13 protein-coding genes are annotated in these 14,124 nt (G+C 62.1%); all 13 read right to left on the minus strand.

Annotated features, from left to right (window positions below; translation table 11 throughout):
- Positions 1-60: 60 nt before the first annotated feature.
- Complete coding sequence (locus C404_RS53530; RefSeq protein WP_021197068.1) at positions 61-879, minus strand: MetQ/NlpA family ABC transporter substrate-binding protein; 819 nt, start codon at positions 877-879, stop codon at positions 61-63.
- 191 nt (positions 880-1,070) lie between these two features.
- Positions 1,071-3,923 carry a sensor histidine kinase gene (locus C404_RS53535; RefSeq protein WP_021197069.1) on the minus strand — a complete coding sequence of 951 codons (2,853 nt, stop codon included), beginning with the start codon at positions 3,921-3,923 and terminating at the stop codon, positions 1,071-1,073.
- Positions 3,924-4,481: 558 nt separating this feature from the next.
- The gene (gene kdpC, locus C404_RS53540) at positions 4,482-5,099 is read right to left on the minus strand and encodes a potassium-transporting ATPase subunit KdpC (RefSeq protein ID WP_021197070.1); all 618 of its coding nucleotides are present in this window, start codon (positions 5,097-5,099) and stop codon (positions 4,482-4,484) included.
- Positions 5,100-5,114: 15 nt separating this feature from the next.
- Positions 5,115-7,316: a potassium-transporting ATPase subunit KdpB gene (gene kdpB, locus C404_RS53545; RefSeq protein WP_021197071.1), complete on the minus strand. Its 2,202-nt coding sequence runs from the start codon at positions 7,314-7,316 to the stop codon at positions 5,115-5,117.
- A 34-nt stretch (positions 7,317-7,350) separates the two neighbouring features.
- The gene (gene kdpA, locus C404_RS53550; protein ID WP_021197072.1) at positions 7,351-9,123 is read right to left on the minus strand and encodes a potassium-transporting ATPase subunit KdpA; all 1,773 of its coding nucleotides are present in this window, start codon (positions 9,121-9,123) and stop codon (positions 7,351-7,353) included.
- A 19-nt stretch (positions 9,124-9,142) separates the two neighbouring features.
- The gene (gene kdpF / locus C404_RS53555) at positions 9,143-9,232 is read right to left on the minus strand and encodes a K(+)-transporting ATPase subunit F (RefSeq protein WP_004628487.1); all 90 of its coding nucleotides are present in this window, start codon (positions 9,230-9,232) and stop codon (positions 9,143-9,145) included.
- Positions 9,229-9,354 (minus strand): hypothetical protein, encoded by a 126-nt coding sequence (locus tag C404_RS60865; protein ID WP_021197073.1) that lies wholly within the window; start codon positions 9,352-9,354, stop codon positions 9,229-9,231. Before C404_RS60865 ends, kdpF begins: the two co-directional genes overlap by 4 nt.
- 27 nt (positions 9,355-9,381) lie before the next feature.
- Positions 9,382-10,197: a TorF family putative porin gene (locus C404_RS53565; RefSeq protein ID WP_021197074.1), complete on the minus strand. Its 816-nt coding sequence runs from the start codon at positions 10,195-10,197 to the stop codon at positions 9,382-9,384.
- Between the two features lie 214 nt (positions 10,198-10,411).
- Positions 10,412-10,561 carry a hypothetical protein gene (locus C404_RS60345; RefSeq protein ID WP_156669027.1) on the minus strand — a complete coding sequence of 50 codons (150 nt, stop codon included), beginning with the start codon at positions 10,559-10,561 and terminating at the stop codon, positions 10,412-10,414.
- Between the two features lie 952 nt (positions 10,562-11,513).
- Entirely contained in the window at positions 11,514-12,305 is a 792-nt protein-coding gene (locus C404_RS53580) for a hypothetical protein (protein ID WP_021197077.1), read from the minus strand.
- A gap of 102 nt (positions 12,306-12,407) precedes the next feature.
- Positions 12,408-12,674 carry a hypothetical protein gene (locus tag C404_RS53585; protein ID WP_021197078.1) on the minus strand — a complete coding sequence of 89 codons (267 nt, stop codon included), beginning with the start codon at positions 12,672-12,674 and terminating at the stop codon, positions 12,408-12,410.
- Between the two features lie 84 nt (positions 12,675-12,758).
- Complete coding sequence (locus tag C404_RS59600; RefSeq protein ID WP_080981151.1) at positions 12,759-13,436, minus strand: TonB family protein; 678 nt, start codon at positions 13,434-13,436, stop codon at positions 12,759-12,761.
- A 105-nt stretch (positions 13,437-13,541) separates the two neighbouring features.
- Positions 13,542-13,802: a hypothetical protein gene (locus C404_RS53595; protein ID WP_021197080.1), complete on the minus strand. Its 261-nt coding sequence runs from the start codon at positions 13,800-13,802 to the stop codon at positions 13,542-13,544.
- Positions 13,803-14,124 lie beyond the last annotated feature (322 nt).

A 14,124-nucleotide genomic window follows, 5' to 3' on the forward strand; every position in this document is an offset into this window, starting at 1 on the left:
CGCGCCGCCAACAGCTTCTAGTTCAAGCCAGAAAGTATCCGCTCACTCAGAGCGTATCGATTAAAACGCCGGCAGGATCGCGCCCTTGAACTGCGTGTCGATGAACTTGCGCACCTCTTCCGACTGGTAGGCGTGCACCAGCGTCTTCACCCACGGCTGGTTCTTGTCTTTCTCACGCACGGCGATCAGGTTGGCGTACGGGCCCTGGCGGTCTTCCAGCGCAATCGCGTCCTTGGTGGGCGACAGGTTGTTCTTGACCGCGTAGTCGGTGTTGATGGAGGCGGCGTCCAGGTCATCCAGCGAGCGCGGCAACTGGGCCGAATCCAGCTCGATCAGCTTGATCTTCTTGGGGTTCTCGACCACGTCGCGCGGGGTGGCGTTGTTGCCGTTGGTGCCCGCACCAGCTTTCAGCTTGATCACGCCAGACTTCTGCAGCAGCAGCAGGGCACGGTTGCCGTTGGACGGGTCGTTCTGGATACCGACCTTGGCGCCTTCCTTGAGCTCGGCAAACGACTTGATCTTCTTCGAGTAGAAGCCCATCGGTGCCACGTAGGTCAGGCCCACGTTGACGATCTTGTAGTGGCGCGCCTGGATCTGGCTGTCGAGGAAGGGCTGGTGCTGGAAGCCGTTGGCATCCAGGTCACCTGCGTCGAGCGCGGGGTTGGGTTGGGCGTAATCGTTGAACTCGATGATCTTGACGTCCAGGCCGTCCTTTTTGGCGACCTTCTGCACGACTTCCCAGATTTGCGCATCGGGGCCGCTCATGGTGCCGAGCTTGACCTGCTTGGTGTCGGCGTTGGCTGCAGCAGACAGGGTGGCAGCAGCGGCAAACGCAATGGCCGGTACGGCCACACGCGCAAGGCGGGAGAACAGAGACATGGAGAAACCTCGTCGATTTTGTCGTGGATACGTGAACGAAAGCCGCCCGCGGGTAGCGGGCGGTGTGTAACGTGATCCTGTCATAGAGACGCCGACAGCCGAACGATATTTTCGGTATGTCGATATGCCGAGCAACGGTGCAAAGCCAAGCACCATGCCGGTTTGCGGTAGGCGGTGATGTTGCGGTTGGCCTACTCGGTCTCGTCCACTTCCACGGGCGGCGGCTCGGCGGCGGGCAGGGCGACGACGAAGCACGCACCGCCATCCGTGGGCTTCTCGACCCAGATGCGGCCGTTGTGCGCGCTGACGATCGCCTCGCACACCGCCAGGCCCAGGCCGACGCCGGTGGTGGCCGATTCCTTCTCGCCGCGTGTGAACTTCTCGAAGATGATCCGCTCACTGCCAGCCGGCACGCCGGGGCCGTGGTCACGCACCTGCAGGCGCAGTTCCTGGCCGCGCTTGTCGTCGTGCACGATCGCCGCAGAGATACGCACCTCGGTGCCGGCCGGCGCAAACTTGCCGGCGTTCTCCAGCAGGTTGGACAGCACGCGCTCCATGAGCGGGCCGTCGCAGCGCACCAGCGGCAGGTCTGCCATGTCGTCCACCACCACGCGGTGATCGGGCAGGGGAATGGTCTGCAGCGCCGCGCCGACCAACTCTTCGATCGACTGCCACTCCTGCCGGAGCTTGACCTCGCGGTTCTGCAGGCGCGCCATGTCGAGCAGGTTCGTGACCATCGTGCGCATGCGCTGCGCCTGCTGGCCGATAGCGGCGGCGGCTTCCGCCTGCAGCGGCGAAAGCGGTGGCTGGTTCGGCTGCGGGCGCGTGAGCGTCTCGGCCATGCCCACCAGCCCGGTCAGCGGCGTGCGCAGGTCGTGCGACACCGCCGCCAGCAGTGAATTGCGCAGCCGCTCCGATTCAATGCGCACCAGCGCATCCTGCGCGATCTCCACGTAGTGCACGCGCTCGATGGCAATGGCGATGAGCGTGGCGCAGGCGTCGATCTGGCGGCGGCTGTCGGGCTGGGCGAGCACCTGGAAGGCCTCGGGCTCCACAGCCAGCACACCGCGAATCGCCATCGGCGCTTTCAGCGGCAGGTACAGCACCGAGCCCGAGGGCAGCGTGTGGGTGCCGGTGCCTGCAGGCTGGCCATGCTGATACGTCCAATCGGCCAACACGCGGTCGAGGTTGGGCATGCCCGAGGGTGCCGAATTCTGCGCGGCATTGGACACCCCGGACACCGCAGCGGCGCCCTCCGGCTTGGCGATTTGCGGTGCGCCCAGCCGGCCATCCAGCCCGACGAAGAAGAACGCGCAACGCCCACCAAACGTCGCGTTGACGAAGCGCCCGCCAATGCTGACGATCTGGTCCAGCGTGAGCGCGGCAGACAGCTCGCGAGCCGCCTCGTACAGCGCACGCGCGGCGGCCTCGCGCTGCACGGCAGCTTCCGCCTGTTCACGCAGGCCCGCCGTGAGCTGCCCCACCAGCAAACCCACCGCCAACATCACGGCAAAGGTCAGCAGGTACTGCACGTCGCTCACGGCAAACGACCAGCGCGGCGGCACGAAAAAGAAGTCGAACAGCGCCACCGACAGCACCGACGCCAGCGCCGCCGGCCCGCGCCCGTGGCGCATCGCCACCGCCACCACGGCGGCCAGAAACAGCATGACGATGTTGGCCAGGTCGAACACCGGGCGCACCAGGCTGGAGAGCGCGGTGGCAATCCCCACGTACACCCCCGCGGCCAGATAACCCGGTGTCAGCCAACCGGGTTGGGCGTCGGCCGCACGCTCGACCTCGGTGCGGACATCCGCACGCCCAAACACCGCCGCCTTGGGCGTGAGCTGGATGCGCGCCGGGTCCGCCGCCGCGCGAATCACATCCACCTCCGGGCAGTGCCGTGCGAGCGCTTCCGCAAAGTCGCCGCTGGGCAGGCGGCGCTCCAGCCCGATGGCGAGGCGCAGCGCCACAACCACGGCACGCGGCGAGCGCCAGCGCTTCTCCGGCGGCCGCCCGATCACCGCCTTGGTGATGTTGTGGCGGCGGATGTAGCCCGTGATGGCCTCGATCGCGTTCGTGCCGGCCAGTGTTTCCACCTTGGCGCCGGCATCTTCGGCCAGCTTGAGCAGGGCGTGCAGGCGTTCGGCACGGCCATCTGCAGCGCGCAGATGCGGCATCACCACCGCCACGGCGTGCCAGTCGCATTCGAGCTGGGCGGCCAGGCGCGCGGCGCTACGGATCACCTGTTCGCCGTCGCCCTGTGGGTCCAGGCACGCGACGATGGTCTCGCGGGTGCGCCAGACGTTTTCGATGCGGCGTGCACGGCGGTAGGCCTGCACGTCGTCGTCCACGCGGTCGGCGGTGCGGCGCAGGGCAAGTTCGCGCAGGGCGATGAGGTTGCCCTTGCGGAAGAAATTGCGCGCCGCGTGCTGCGCCTGCTCGGGCATGTAGACCTTGCCCTCGGCCAGGCGGCGCAGCAGTTCGTCGGCGGGCAGGTCGACGAGGATGACCTCATTGGCACTGTCGAACACCGCGTCGGGCACGGTCTCCCATACGCGGATGCCGGTGATGCTGCCCACCGCCTCGTTCAGGCTGTCGAGGTGCTGGACGTTGACGGTGGTCCACACGTCGATGCCGGCGGCGAGCAGGTCTTCGATGTCTTGCCAGCGTTTGGGGTGGCGCGAGCCCGCAACGTTGGAGTGGGCAAGCTCGTCAACGAGGATGAGGGCGGGCTTGCGGGCCAGCGCGGCATCCAGATCGAACTCGGGGAGGGCGCGGCCCTTGTATTCGATCTGGCGGGTGGGGAGGTGTTCCAGGTCAGCGACCAGCGCGGCGGTTTCTGATCGGCCGTGGGTTTCGACCAGGCCGATGATGACGTCGATGCCTTGTGCACGTGCCGCCTTGGCTGCGGACAGCATGGCGTAGGTTTTGCCTACGCCTGCTGAGGCGCCGAAGTAGATGCGCAGCTTGCCGCGGGAGGCGTGCTCCTTGTCGGATTGGAGTTCGGCCAGGAGGGCGTCGGGGTTAGGGCGGGCGGATTCCATGCGGTTTATTGTGGGTGGTTTTTATGTGGATGGTCCATCCCTTGTTTCATCCCCTGCCGGGGCTGACTCACTTTCTTTGTCTTGCCAAAGAAAGTAAGCAAAGAAAGGCGCGCCCGATGCGGCGAAACACTCCTTGAATTTATGTCGCAAGGAGGGAGGGGAGGCAAACTCGCTGCGCTCAGACAGCCTCCCCTCTTTTTCCTCCTTGCAACAGAAATTCAAGGCGCCGCATAGGGCAGGAACGTCAAACGACAAAAACCAAACCGTTGGTCCACTTGCGTTGCCGCTTGTGAACCAACGGTTTGGCCGTTCATGCCCTTGATGGCGCCTTGGATTTTTGTAAGCGGGCGGAAAAAAGGAGGACCGCTGTCTGAGGCCCTTTAGGGCCGAGTCTCGGTCCTCCTCCGACCGGTTACAAAAATCCAAGGGGAAGTCGCCATCTCGGGCGCGCCTTTCTTTGCTTACTTTCTTTGGCAAGACAAAGAAAGTGAGTCGGGCCCGGCAGGGCACGAAATAGGGGACGTACCACCAAGGCCCGACTCAATAAACCTCACCTGCTCACTTCAAATCATCCAACGCCAGGTTGAGCTCCAGCACATTGACGACCGGCTCCCCAAACAGCCCCAGAATCGGCCCCTTGGTGTTTTCAGCCACGACCTTCTTCACGGTCTCGACCGGCATGTTGCGCGCCTTCGCCACACGCTCAACTTGGTACGCAGCAGCCGCCGGGCTGATATGCGGGTCCAGGCCGCTACCCGAAGCCGTTACCAGGTCGGCCGGAATCGGCGCCGTGTTCGTCGGGTCCGCTTCCTTGAGCGCTGCAATGCGCGCCTTGGCTGCATCCGTCAACGCCGGATTGCTCGGGCCAAGGTTGGAGCCGCCCGAAGCCTGCGCGTTGTACGGGTTGGGCGAGGTGGCCGAGATGCGCCCCCAGAAATACTGCGGCGTATCAAAGTTCTGCCCGATCAGCGATGAGCCCACCGGTTTGCCATGACGCTCGATGATCGAGCCACCGGCCTGCGCCGGAAACAGCCCCTTGCCGATGCCCGTTACCACCACCGGATACAGCACGCCAGTGATGAGCGACAAGCCAACGAAGACCACCAGCGCCGCGCGCAGCAGCCCACCTTGTTGCGGCACGTCAGCCTGCACAGGTTGCGTTGTTGTGGTTGCCATGAATGCACTCCTTGCTTACACCCAGCCCATTGCGGCCAGGAACATGTCGATGATCTTGATGCCCGGGAAGGGCAGCAGCAGGCCGCCCAGGCCGTAGATCAAGAGGTTGCGGCGCAGCAGCGTGGCGGCCCCCAGCGCGCGGTACTTCACGCCCTTCAGTGCCAGCGGAATCAGGAACACGATGATCAGCGCGTTGAAGATCACCGCACTCATCACGGCCGAGGCGGGCGTGGCCAGATGCATGACATTCAGCGCTGCGAGTTGCGGATACGTCGTCGCAAACGCGGCCGGGATGATGGCGAAGTACTTCGCCACATCGTTGGCGATCGAGAACGTGGTCAGCGAGCCGCGCGTCATCAGCATCTGCTTGCCGATCTCAACAATCTGGATCAGCTTGGTCGGGCTGGAATCCAGGTCGACCATGTTGCCGGCCTCCTTGGCAGCCTGCGTGCCGCTGTTCATGGCGACGGCCACGTCAGCTTGTGCAAGTGCAGGGGCATCGTTGGTGCCGTCACCGGTCATGGCGACAAGGCGGCCTTGGGCCTGCTGCTCACGGATGAGCGCGAGCTTGGTCTCGGGCGTAGCTTCGGCGATGAAGTCATCCACACCGGCTTCTGCGGCGATGGAGGCGGCGGTCAGGCGGTTGTCGCCGGTGATCATCACCGTCTTGATGCCCATCTGGCGCAGTTCGGCAAAGCGCTCGCGAATGCCGGCCTTGACGATGTCCTTCAGCTCCACCACGCCGAGCACGCGGTCGTTGTCGGACACCACCAACGGCGTGCCGCCTGCGCGGGCCACGTCATCCACCGCAGTCGATACGGCTTCCGGAAACTTGCCGGCCAGCAGCGTGACGTGCGTGCGGATGGCATCGGCTGCGCCCTTGCGGATCTGGCGAGCCTCGCCGTTGTGGCCCACGTTGATACCGCTCATGCGCGTTTGCGCAGAGAAGGCGACGTACACGGGCTGCGTCTTAGCCAGCGCGGCTTCGTCGATGGACGCTTCGCCCAGGTTGCGTGCGAGCGTGACGATGCTGCGGCCTTCCGGCGTTTCATCGGCCAGCGACGACAGCCATGCGGCTTCGGCCAGTGCCTTGGCACTCACGCCCGGCGCAGGAATGAAGCGCGATGCCTGACGGTTGCCGTGCGTGATCGTGCCGGTCTTGTCGAGCAGCAGCACATCCACGTCACCAGCGGCTTCCACGGCGCGGCCCGACGTGGCGATTACGTTGGCTTGCATCATGCGGCTCATGCCTGCCACACCAATGGCCGACAGCAACCCGCCGATGGTGGTCGGGATCAGGCACACCAGCAGCGCCACCAGCACCGTAATCGTGATCGGCGAGCCGGCCTTCATGGCTTCCACCGAGAACAGCGAGTACGGCAGCAGCGTGACGGTGGCCAGCATCAGGATGATGGTCAGGCTCACCAGCAGAATCGTCAGCGCCAGCTCGTTGGGGGTCTTCTGGCGCTTGGCGCCTTCCACCATCGAGATCATCCGATCCAGGAAGCTCTCGCCCGGGTTGGCGGTGATGCGCACGACGATCCAGTCCGACAGCACGCGCGTGCCGCCCGTCACCGACGAGAAGTCACCGCCCGACTCACGGATGACCGGTGCGGATTCGCCCGTGATGGCGCTTTCATCCACCGAGGCCACGCCTTCGATCACCTCGCCGTCACCGGGGACCATGTCGCCGGCTTCGATGAGGACGATGTCGTCACGGCGCAGTGCGGTGGCGGCGCGGGCTTCCACGCGGTCACGGCGGCGCGCATCCGACAGCACCTTCGCTTGCACCGTGGTCTTGATGCCGCGCAGCGATGCCGCCTGCTGCTTGCTGCGGCCCTCAGCCAGGGCTTCAGCAAAGTTGGCGAACAGCACGGTGAACCACAGCCACACCGACACGGCGAGGATGAAGCCCGCTGGGGCTTCGGCCTGGCCGCGCAGGGCCATGATCCACAGAATGGTGGTGAGAATGCTGCCGACATAGACAACGAACATCACCGGGTTCTTGGCCTGCGCACGCGGCGACAGCTTGCGGAAGCTGTCGACAATGGCCGGCTTGACCAACGCCGACGAGAACATCGACAGCTTGCGCACTTCCTTGGCCGACAGCGGTTGATGGCCGCCATGGTGCACAGCGGTGGTGGCAGCGGTACCGCCATCAAGCTTGTGCTTGACCGTACGCACGGCAGGTTCTGATTCTGGGTAACGGATAGCCATAAGGCACCTGTTGATATTGAGTTTGCAGTGCGCGTTAGCGTGCGAGGTGTTCTGCGATGGGGCCGAGCGCCAGCGCCGGGATGTACGTGAGCGCACCCACCAGCAGCACCGAACCGATCAGCAGCACGACAAACAACGGCCCGTGCGTGGGCAGCGTGCCGACCGTCACCGGCAGGCGCTTCTTGGCGGCAAACGTGCCTGCCATGGCCAGCACCGGCACGATGATCCAGAAGCGGCCCAGCCACATGGCAATGCCCAGCGCCACGTTGTAGAACGGCGTGTTGGCAGACAGGCCCGCAAACGCGCTGCCGTTGTTGTTGGCGGCCGAAGAGAACGCGTACAGCACTTCAGAGAAGCCGTGCGTGCCGGGGTTGAAGATGCCCGCCTTGCCACCCGCAGCCAGCACGGCAACGGCTGTGCCCACGAGCACCAGCAGCGGCGTGACGAGAATGGCGATGGACGTCATCTTCATCTCGAACACCTCGATCTTCTTGCCGAGGTATTCCGGTGTGCGGCCGATCATCAGGCCCGCAATGAACACGGCCAGGATGGCGTACACCAGCATGCCGTACAGGCCCGAGCCCACACCGCCAAACACCACTTCGCCCAGCTGCATCAGGAACATCGGCACGAAGCCGCCCAGCGCAGTCAGCGAGTCATGCATGGCATTGACCGCACCGCACGACGCCGCCGTGGTGATGGTGGCAAACAGCGACGAGGCCACGATGCCGAAGCGCGTTTCCTTGCCCTCCATGTTGCCCACCGCCTGGTCGATGCCGAGGTTGGCGAGCATCGGGTTGGCATGCAGCTCCGCCCACGCCAGGAAGATGGCCAGCACCACAAACAGCACCGTCATGGCCGCCAGCACCGCCCAGCCTTGCCGGCCATCGCCCACCATGCCGCCAAACGTGAAGCACAGCGCCGCCGGGATGATGAAGATGGCGAGCATCTGCACGAAGTTCGTCAGCGCGTTGGGGTTCTCGTACGGGTGGGCCGAGTTGGCATTGAAGAAGCCACCACCGTTGGTGCCCAGCATCTTGATCGACTCTTGCGAGGCAACCGGGCCCATCGGCAGGGTCTGCGTTTGCGTGGTGGCCTTTTCCGTCACGGGGTTGCCCTGGGCATCCTTGAGCGGCTGGCCGCTGGCGTCCAGCTTCGGGTTGTCGTACGTGGTGGCCGTGACGGTGGTCACGTCCTTGTACGCATCGAAGTTCTGGATCACGCCCTGGCTCACGAAGAACACCGCCACGATGATCGACAGCGGCAGCAGCACGTACACCGTGGCGCGCGTGAAATCGACCCAGAAGTTACCGATGGTCTTGGCCGAATGGCGCGCAAAACCGCGGATGAGCGCAATCACCACCGCAATGCCCGTGGCGGCCGACAGGAAGTTCTGCACCGCCAGCCCGAGCATCTGCGTGAGATAGCTCATCGTGGACTCGCCCGAGTAGCCCTGCCAGTTGGTGTTGGCAACAAAGCTGATGGCCGTGTTGAACGACGAATCCGGCGTGACCGCGCCAAAGGCCTGCGGGTTGAGCGGCAGCCACTGCTGCAGTCGCTGCAGCGCATACACCGCCAGCGCGCCCAGCACGTTGACGACGATGACCGCCACCGCATAGCGCTTCCAGCCCATCTCTGCCTGCGGGTTGACGCCGGCAATGCGATAGAAGAAGCGCTCGATCGGACCGAGCCAGTGGGTGCGCGAAGGTTTATCGCCAAACACGCCGGCCATGTACGAGCCGAGCGGCCTGGCCAGAACCAGCAGCACGACCAGGTAGATCGCCAGCTGGAGGAGGAACGCATTCATGGTGTGCCTCGCGTTGTTATTAGAAGCGTTCGGGCCACAGCAGGGCCACGAACAAATAGACGAGCAGGACCACCGTGATGGCCCCGGACAAGACATAGAGCCAGGTCATTGCTTTTTCTCCGTGGCGTGCGTGGTGGGCTGATCACGCGTGGCAAGCCGGGCAGTCAGGGCGAGCAGCCCGCCCACTGCCAAGGCCAGCACCGCGAGGCCGGCGAGGTAAACGAAGTCCATGAGCGCTCCCCTTTATCTGTCAGTTGGTTAGAACGTTTTGGTCACAGCGAGCAGGGCGGTGGCCTTACCCATGTAGCTGCCCCGTGTATTGGTGTAGGCCAGACGCGATGCGTTGGTGTCGATGTAGGACAAAGACGCTGTCCAGCCCGAACCAAAATCCTTCGTTACGCCCACTTTCCAATCGGCATAGGACGTGCGCACCACTTGGTGCGGCACTTGTTGATAACCCACGTGCAGGTTCAGGGTCAGGCCCCAGAAGCCGGTGTCGAAGTTGCCCGACAGGTCGAAGTACTGGCTGTGGTGGCTATCGGCAAAACCGAACAGGTTGGAGAACGCGTGCGAGTACTTGAACGAGACCGGGCCATAGCCGATCTGTGCATAGCCCTCGGTGGTGTGCGGGCGGGTGTAGCCGTCGGGGTAGCTGCCCGGGTAGTAGTACTGCAGCACGCCCACGTCGATGGGCACGTCCTTCATCAGCTCGGTCTTGTAGCCGCCGTAAAAATCCATCTCGATGGGGGCGGACACGTTGGGGTTGGAATCCCCCAGCCAGCTGATCGACGAGTTCCAGTTGCCGACGTAGAAGCCCTCGGGCAGCACGCCACCCGGAATGGCGTAATCCACGCCGCCCTGGATGGCCGGCTTGTTGTTGGTTTGCATGATCCCGCGATAGCGGTACTGGCTGGCCAGCGTGACGTTGGCCGTCAGCGGGCTGGCGGGTGCCGCGGCCGGTGCCGGGGCTGCATCGTTGGACTGCGCAAAAGCGGCCGCGCTGGAGAGCGCTGCGGCACACATGACAACGCCACCGATGACGGTGGCGCGCAAAGAAACCTGTTTGGCTTGCATGGACCTTTCCCTTGTTTTTTTAGGTGCCGCCCGGCCCGGCGCTCAAGCGCCCGACTGGAACCGGATGCGGCGTGCACGCGGGCTCCCGTCAGTGGGCCTGCGTGCAGTGCAACATTAGGGAAAGGGGGGTAAAAACGGGGTAAAGGTTGGGGGGAGGGGTGTAAACGCGGTGTAAAAATGGGCGGATGCCTAGGCCACTACTGATCGCACCGGACTAGGCTTGCTTGAATCGCAGGCTGGCGATCGATTCGGTGGACACCATAAGCGCGCGAACTTGCTCGGCAGCACTCGGCTCAAGCCCAGGATGCTCAGTGTTCAGATAGTCGACCGTTTCTTCCACGGACCAAGGTCCGAGGGAAGTCATGTAGTCGGCAACCTCCTCCTGAATTTGCTGCCACGACTCATAGTTCTGCCGCGACAGGAGAACTCGATCACCTCGCGAGTAGATCACGTAAAGGTTCACCGACATCCCGTTAGCCCCCCCCCCCAGCGCTACCGTTGATCGGACACAGAATGCTTCCGCTCGCGATACTTTTTTGAGAGGCGACTTGCGACAATCCACGATGGGATCAATGCAACAATCAGAACACCCAAGGCGTCAGGGCCCGCCCCCCATCCAATCACGAATGCGGCGGCGAGACTAAGCCAGTTGTATACCGATGCGCCGTTCACGGTTGGTCGCCCACTCACTCTATCGATGAGACGCCCAATCTCGTAAAAGATCCAAGCCAGAATCGGTAGCAAGAAAATTAGAATCGGTCCGATCAACTGCCAATTGGTTTTCATTATCTGTGCACGGCTTAGGGGCTTTGTAGATCGAATGTTATGCGTCACTTCTTGGTCGGTAATCCGACCACCCCAAACTCATCACGGAGTATCAAGACGATGATTTCGACGCTTGCAGGAGTGCACGCCATTTCCTCCAAGCAACGACTCGGCCAGCAATACCACCAACGACGATGCTGCCCAGATAGACGAGATGCTCATTCAGAGACAGCTCGGACAGCACAGTATTCAGCAAGACGAATGCAAGGCCCAGGCAAACGACGCAGCCCACGAGACCATAGATTCTCGAGTCAACCAACTGGGCGCCCTGAATGTATGAGGTGGAGTGCCCTTTGGCTTCATAGATAAGGGTCGTTCCGCATTGGATGCAGTTCACGCTGGTTGCGGAATTTTGGGTATTGCATGCTGGACAGAACATATGGCTCCAGAGCGATCATGTTTTGAGGTGACATACGGTACTACGTTACACGTTCACGAAGTATTGAAGATGGCCTCATCATTTTCCAGCACGTCAATCCTATCCCAAACCGTCAGCGCCGAATCCCGACCTTCAATGCATCCAAGAGATATGACATCGGGCAAAACGCTACTACGCGAGATGTCGGGTACCAAGAGCTCTGCACACCTATAAGCCAGTACCGCAGTACGCCGTCTACTTCCTTAATCCCAAATACCGGAGCACCACTCATACCATCAATGTCGTTGACAGAAGCACCATCGATATCTGGCCGCTCTACAAGCTTGCCAAACACTTTTTCCGTCGTGGCTAGCGGTGCCGAAGAAGGCGGTGCGGCCGAGGGCTGAAGCGGCACGATTGTGAGTTTCACTATGTGCTTGTTGCCGACGTGAGTGTGCGTTTCCGAGGGAATCCCAGCAAGCAACCACGGTTTATATAGGTCAAGAGGTGGCGGGCCCCAAGCCATCTCTTCAATTGCCTTGACTCCACCTACGCGCAGGTTGGCAACAAACAATGCAGAGAGTGGTGCCGCCGCGAAATCAACACCGATGGCATCGTCGTCGATCACCATCCAATCGCCTAAGTCAAAAGCGTACGGGACCCCGAATGGATGGTCGTTGCCAGCCAGCTTGTCCTGCAACCTGAACTCAGTAAGAGCGATCCCATTTTCTTGGGCTGCCTTGAGCCCATTAATCACGTGACCGGCAGTGCAGAGAAACCAAAGCCCCTCGATTTCCACGACAAAACATGATGCAAAGCCGAAACCAGGCTCTCCGCGCTGATGCACCGCCTTGTAGCTCAAGCACAGGAAGTGTTTGGCCGCGTTGTGACGAAGAAAAGCGCAACTAATGTTCTCTTCTGCCATTTACGATCTCCAGTACGAGAGTTTACGGGCAGGTGGATACGGTTGTGACTCGTCGATGAGGTTATTCGGATTGAGCTGTGGATGACCCACACGCCCTCCTTGCTACTTCTGCACCCAAACACCGCCAGTTTTCACGGGAGACTGGCTCACCACAACCTTCGTGCAGGTCCACTTGCCGAACTTCGTTTCGGCGGTCGCCCCGATCGGGTAGGCACCCGAAACACCGTCAACAGCCGCGGCTTCCTGTAGGAGGCAAAGCGCGTCCAGCGCGGGGTAACCCCACGGCACAGGTGTCGGAGACATCGCCAGCGCTGCCGCCGTGAAGGAGGCAACGACAACCATTGCCGCGAGTTTTCTGTAATTGCTCATGGTTGCCTCCTTGCTCTGTTAACACGGCACCTTAAAGCCGGATTTCGATGTAGGCAAACACACCGCAATCCGGATAGCCAACCACTAAGGCTTGAACGTAAGAACAACCGTCCTGCTGCCAACCTGCCCAGGCTTCTCCAGGGGCAATGGAGACGAGCGCTCTATCGCCTGGAGCACGGCATCGTCATAGGTCTTCACACCGCTGGATTTTTGCAGCGTGGTGCGCAGCACTGCACCATCTGGACCAAGCAACACTCTGACCACCGCGCTGATGTCACCCGGGAGGGTGTCGTCCGCGATCACAAGGTTTGACCTCACCTTGGTACGGATCTGTTCAGCATAAGCAGCCGTTGCCGAAGACAAGCCTGAGGACGAAGCCTTCATGCGGATGGAGGCTTCGTCCACGCCGAAAACATAGACCCTCGAGAAGGAAACGCGCTTCGCTTTGCCCGTTTCATGGTCTTTAACCGGGGCGCACTTCATCGACTGAACCGTACGCAGTGCGGCTCCATCAAGCAGGGCATTCCCAGAAGACTCGCTGATCTCCGCTTCGGTGATTGTCCCGTCTACCTCGATGACGGCAGAGGCAACAACCCGGCCTCCAGCCCGCGCTATTCGAGCTTCAACCGGATAGACCGGTGGAGGCTCGTTGCATCCGCTGGCAGGCACCTTGACGTCCGCCAGCGGTGGCGGTGGTGTGGCGCATCCCGTCAGCAGTACAAACGGCACGATGCAAGCTAGTCGCTGCATGCGATACGACATGAATCCCCCCAGTTCTTTTGCCCGGCATTTTCCTGATTGCTTTGCGCTGCGACTGGAATCCTAGCCGAGGCATGTGACGGAGCCACTCAGGGGATTCTTGCCTACTTACAAGGCGCTGAATTTCGCGTCTTCACTCGCTGCCGTATCAATCCCATCCCAAACCGTCAGCGCCGTATACGCCCCTTCCGCATAATCCAAACACGTCCACAGATATTCCGCCTGCCGCGTCTCGTCCATCGCACGGAAATGCTCAAAGCCACTGGCGTGCAACATGCTCAAAAACGCCCGCAGCTTCGAGAGTTTGTCGAACAACTCAGCATGCGCCTGATAGCGGCGAATATCGGGAATGGCTTGGGGGTCTGTCATGGCGATGTCTCCGTCGAATTGAGGAAACTCGCCACCCGGGGGGAGGGTGGGCGAGCACTGACAAGGTTGGAACCCGAGCAATACCACTCGATCGGCGCAAGGCCGTCCCTGCCAGGCTCGCCCATAAGGGAGAGCGGCCACGGGAGATTGACGACAAGGACTTGTGCTCAGTCCTTGCCGGGTATTGCCGAGGGTTCCAATCCTCGGCCGCTTTCTCTCATGGCACGAAAGCGGCACCCGGAGTCTACGAGGCCGCTTTCAACTGAAGCAATGGTTTGCGAGACAAATCAGAGTTTGCTGATGCGCCTAATACGTGTGCAGC

The sequence above is a fragment of the Ralstonia sp. AU12-08 genome, assembly GCF_000442475.1.
Taxonomy (GTDB): Bacteria; Pseudomonadota; Gammaproteobacteria; order Burkholderiales; family Burkholderiaceae; genus Ralstonia; species Ralstonia insidiosa.

Coding starts and splice junctions, on each gene's coding strand:
- C404_RS60865 (WP_021197073.1), bottom strand. CDS start 9,354: ATGGACTTCGTTTACCTCGCCGGCCTCGCGGTGCTGGCCTTGGCAGTG.
- C404_RS59600 (WP_080981151.1), bottom strand. CDS start 13,436: ATGTCGTATCGCATGCAGCGACTAGCTTGCATCGTGCCGTTTGTACTG.
- C404_RS53580 (WP_021197077.1), bottom strand. CDS start 12,305: ATGGCAGAAGAGAACATTAGTTGCGCTTTTCTTCGTCACAACGCGGCC.
- C404_RS53535 (WP_021197069.1), bottom strand. CDS start 3,923: ATGGAATCCGCCCGCCCTAACCCCGACGCCCTCCTGGCCGAACTCCAA.
- kdpA (WP_021197072.1), bottom strand. CDS start 9,123: ATGAATGCGTTCCTCCTCCAGCTGGCGATCTACCTGGTCGTGCTGCTG.
- C404_RS53595 (WP_021197080.1), bottom strand. CDS start 13,802: ATGACAGACCCCCAAGCCATTCCCGATATTCGCCGCTATCAGGCGCAT.
- C404_RS53565 (WP_021197074.1), bottom strand. CDS start 10,197: ATGCAAGCCAAACAGGTTTCTTTGCGCGCCACCGTCATCGGTGGCGTT.
- C404_RS53530 (WP_021197068.1), bottom strand. CDS start 879: ATGTCTCTGTTCTCCCGCCTTGCGCGTGTGGCCGTACCGGCCATTGCG.
- kdpF (WP_004628487.1), bottom strand. CDS start 9,232: ATGACCTGGCTCTATGTCTTGTCCGGGGCCATCACGGTGGTCCTGCTC.
- kdpC (WP_021197070.1), bottom strand. CDS start 5,099: ATGGCAACCACAACAACGCAACCTGTGCAGGCTGACGTGCCGCAACAA.
- C404_RS60345 (WP_156669027.1), bottom strand. CDS start 10,561: ATGACTTCCCTCGGACCTTGGTCCGTGGAAGAAACGGTCGACTATCTG.
- C404_RS53585 (WP_021197078.1), bottom strand. CDS start 12,674: ATGAGCAATTACAGAAAACTCGCGGCAATGGTTGTCGTTGCCTCCTTC.
- kdpB (WP_021197071.1), bottom strand. CDS start 7,316: ATGGCTATCCGTTACCCAGAATCAGAACCTGCCGTGCGTACGGTCAAG.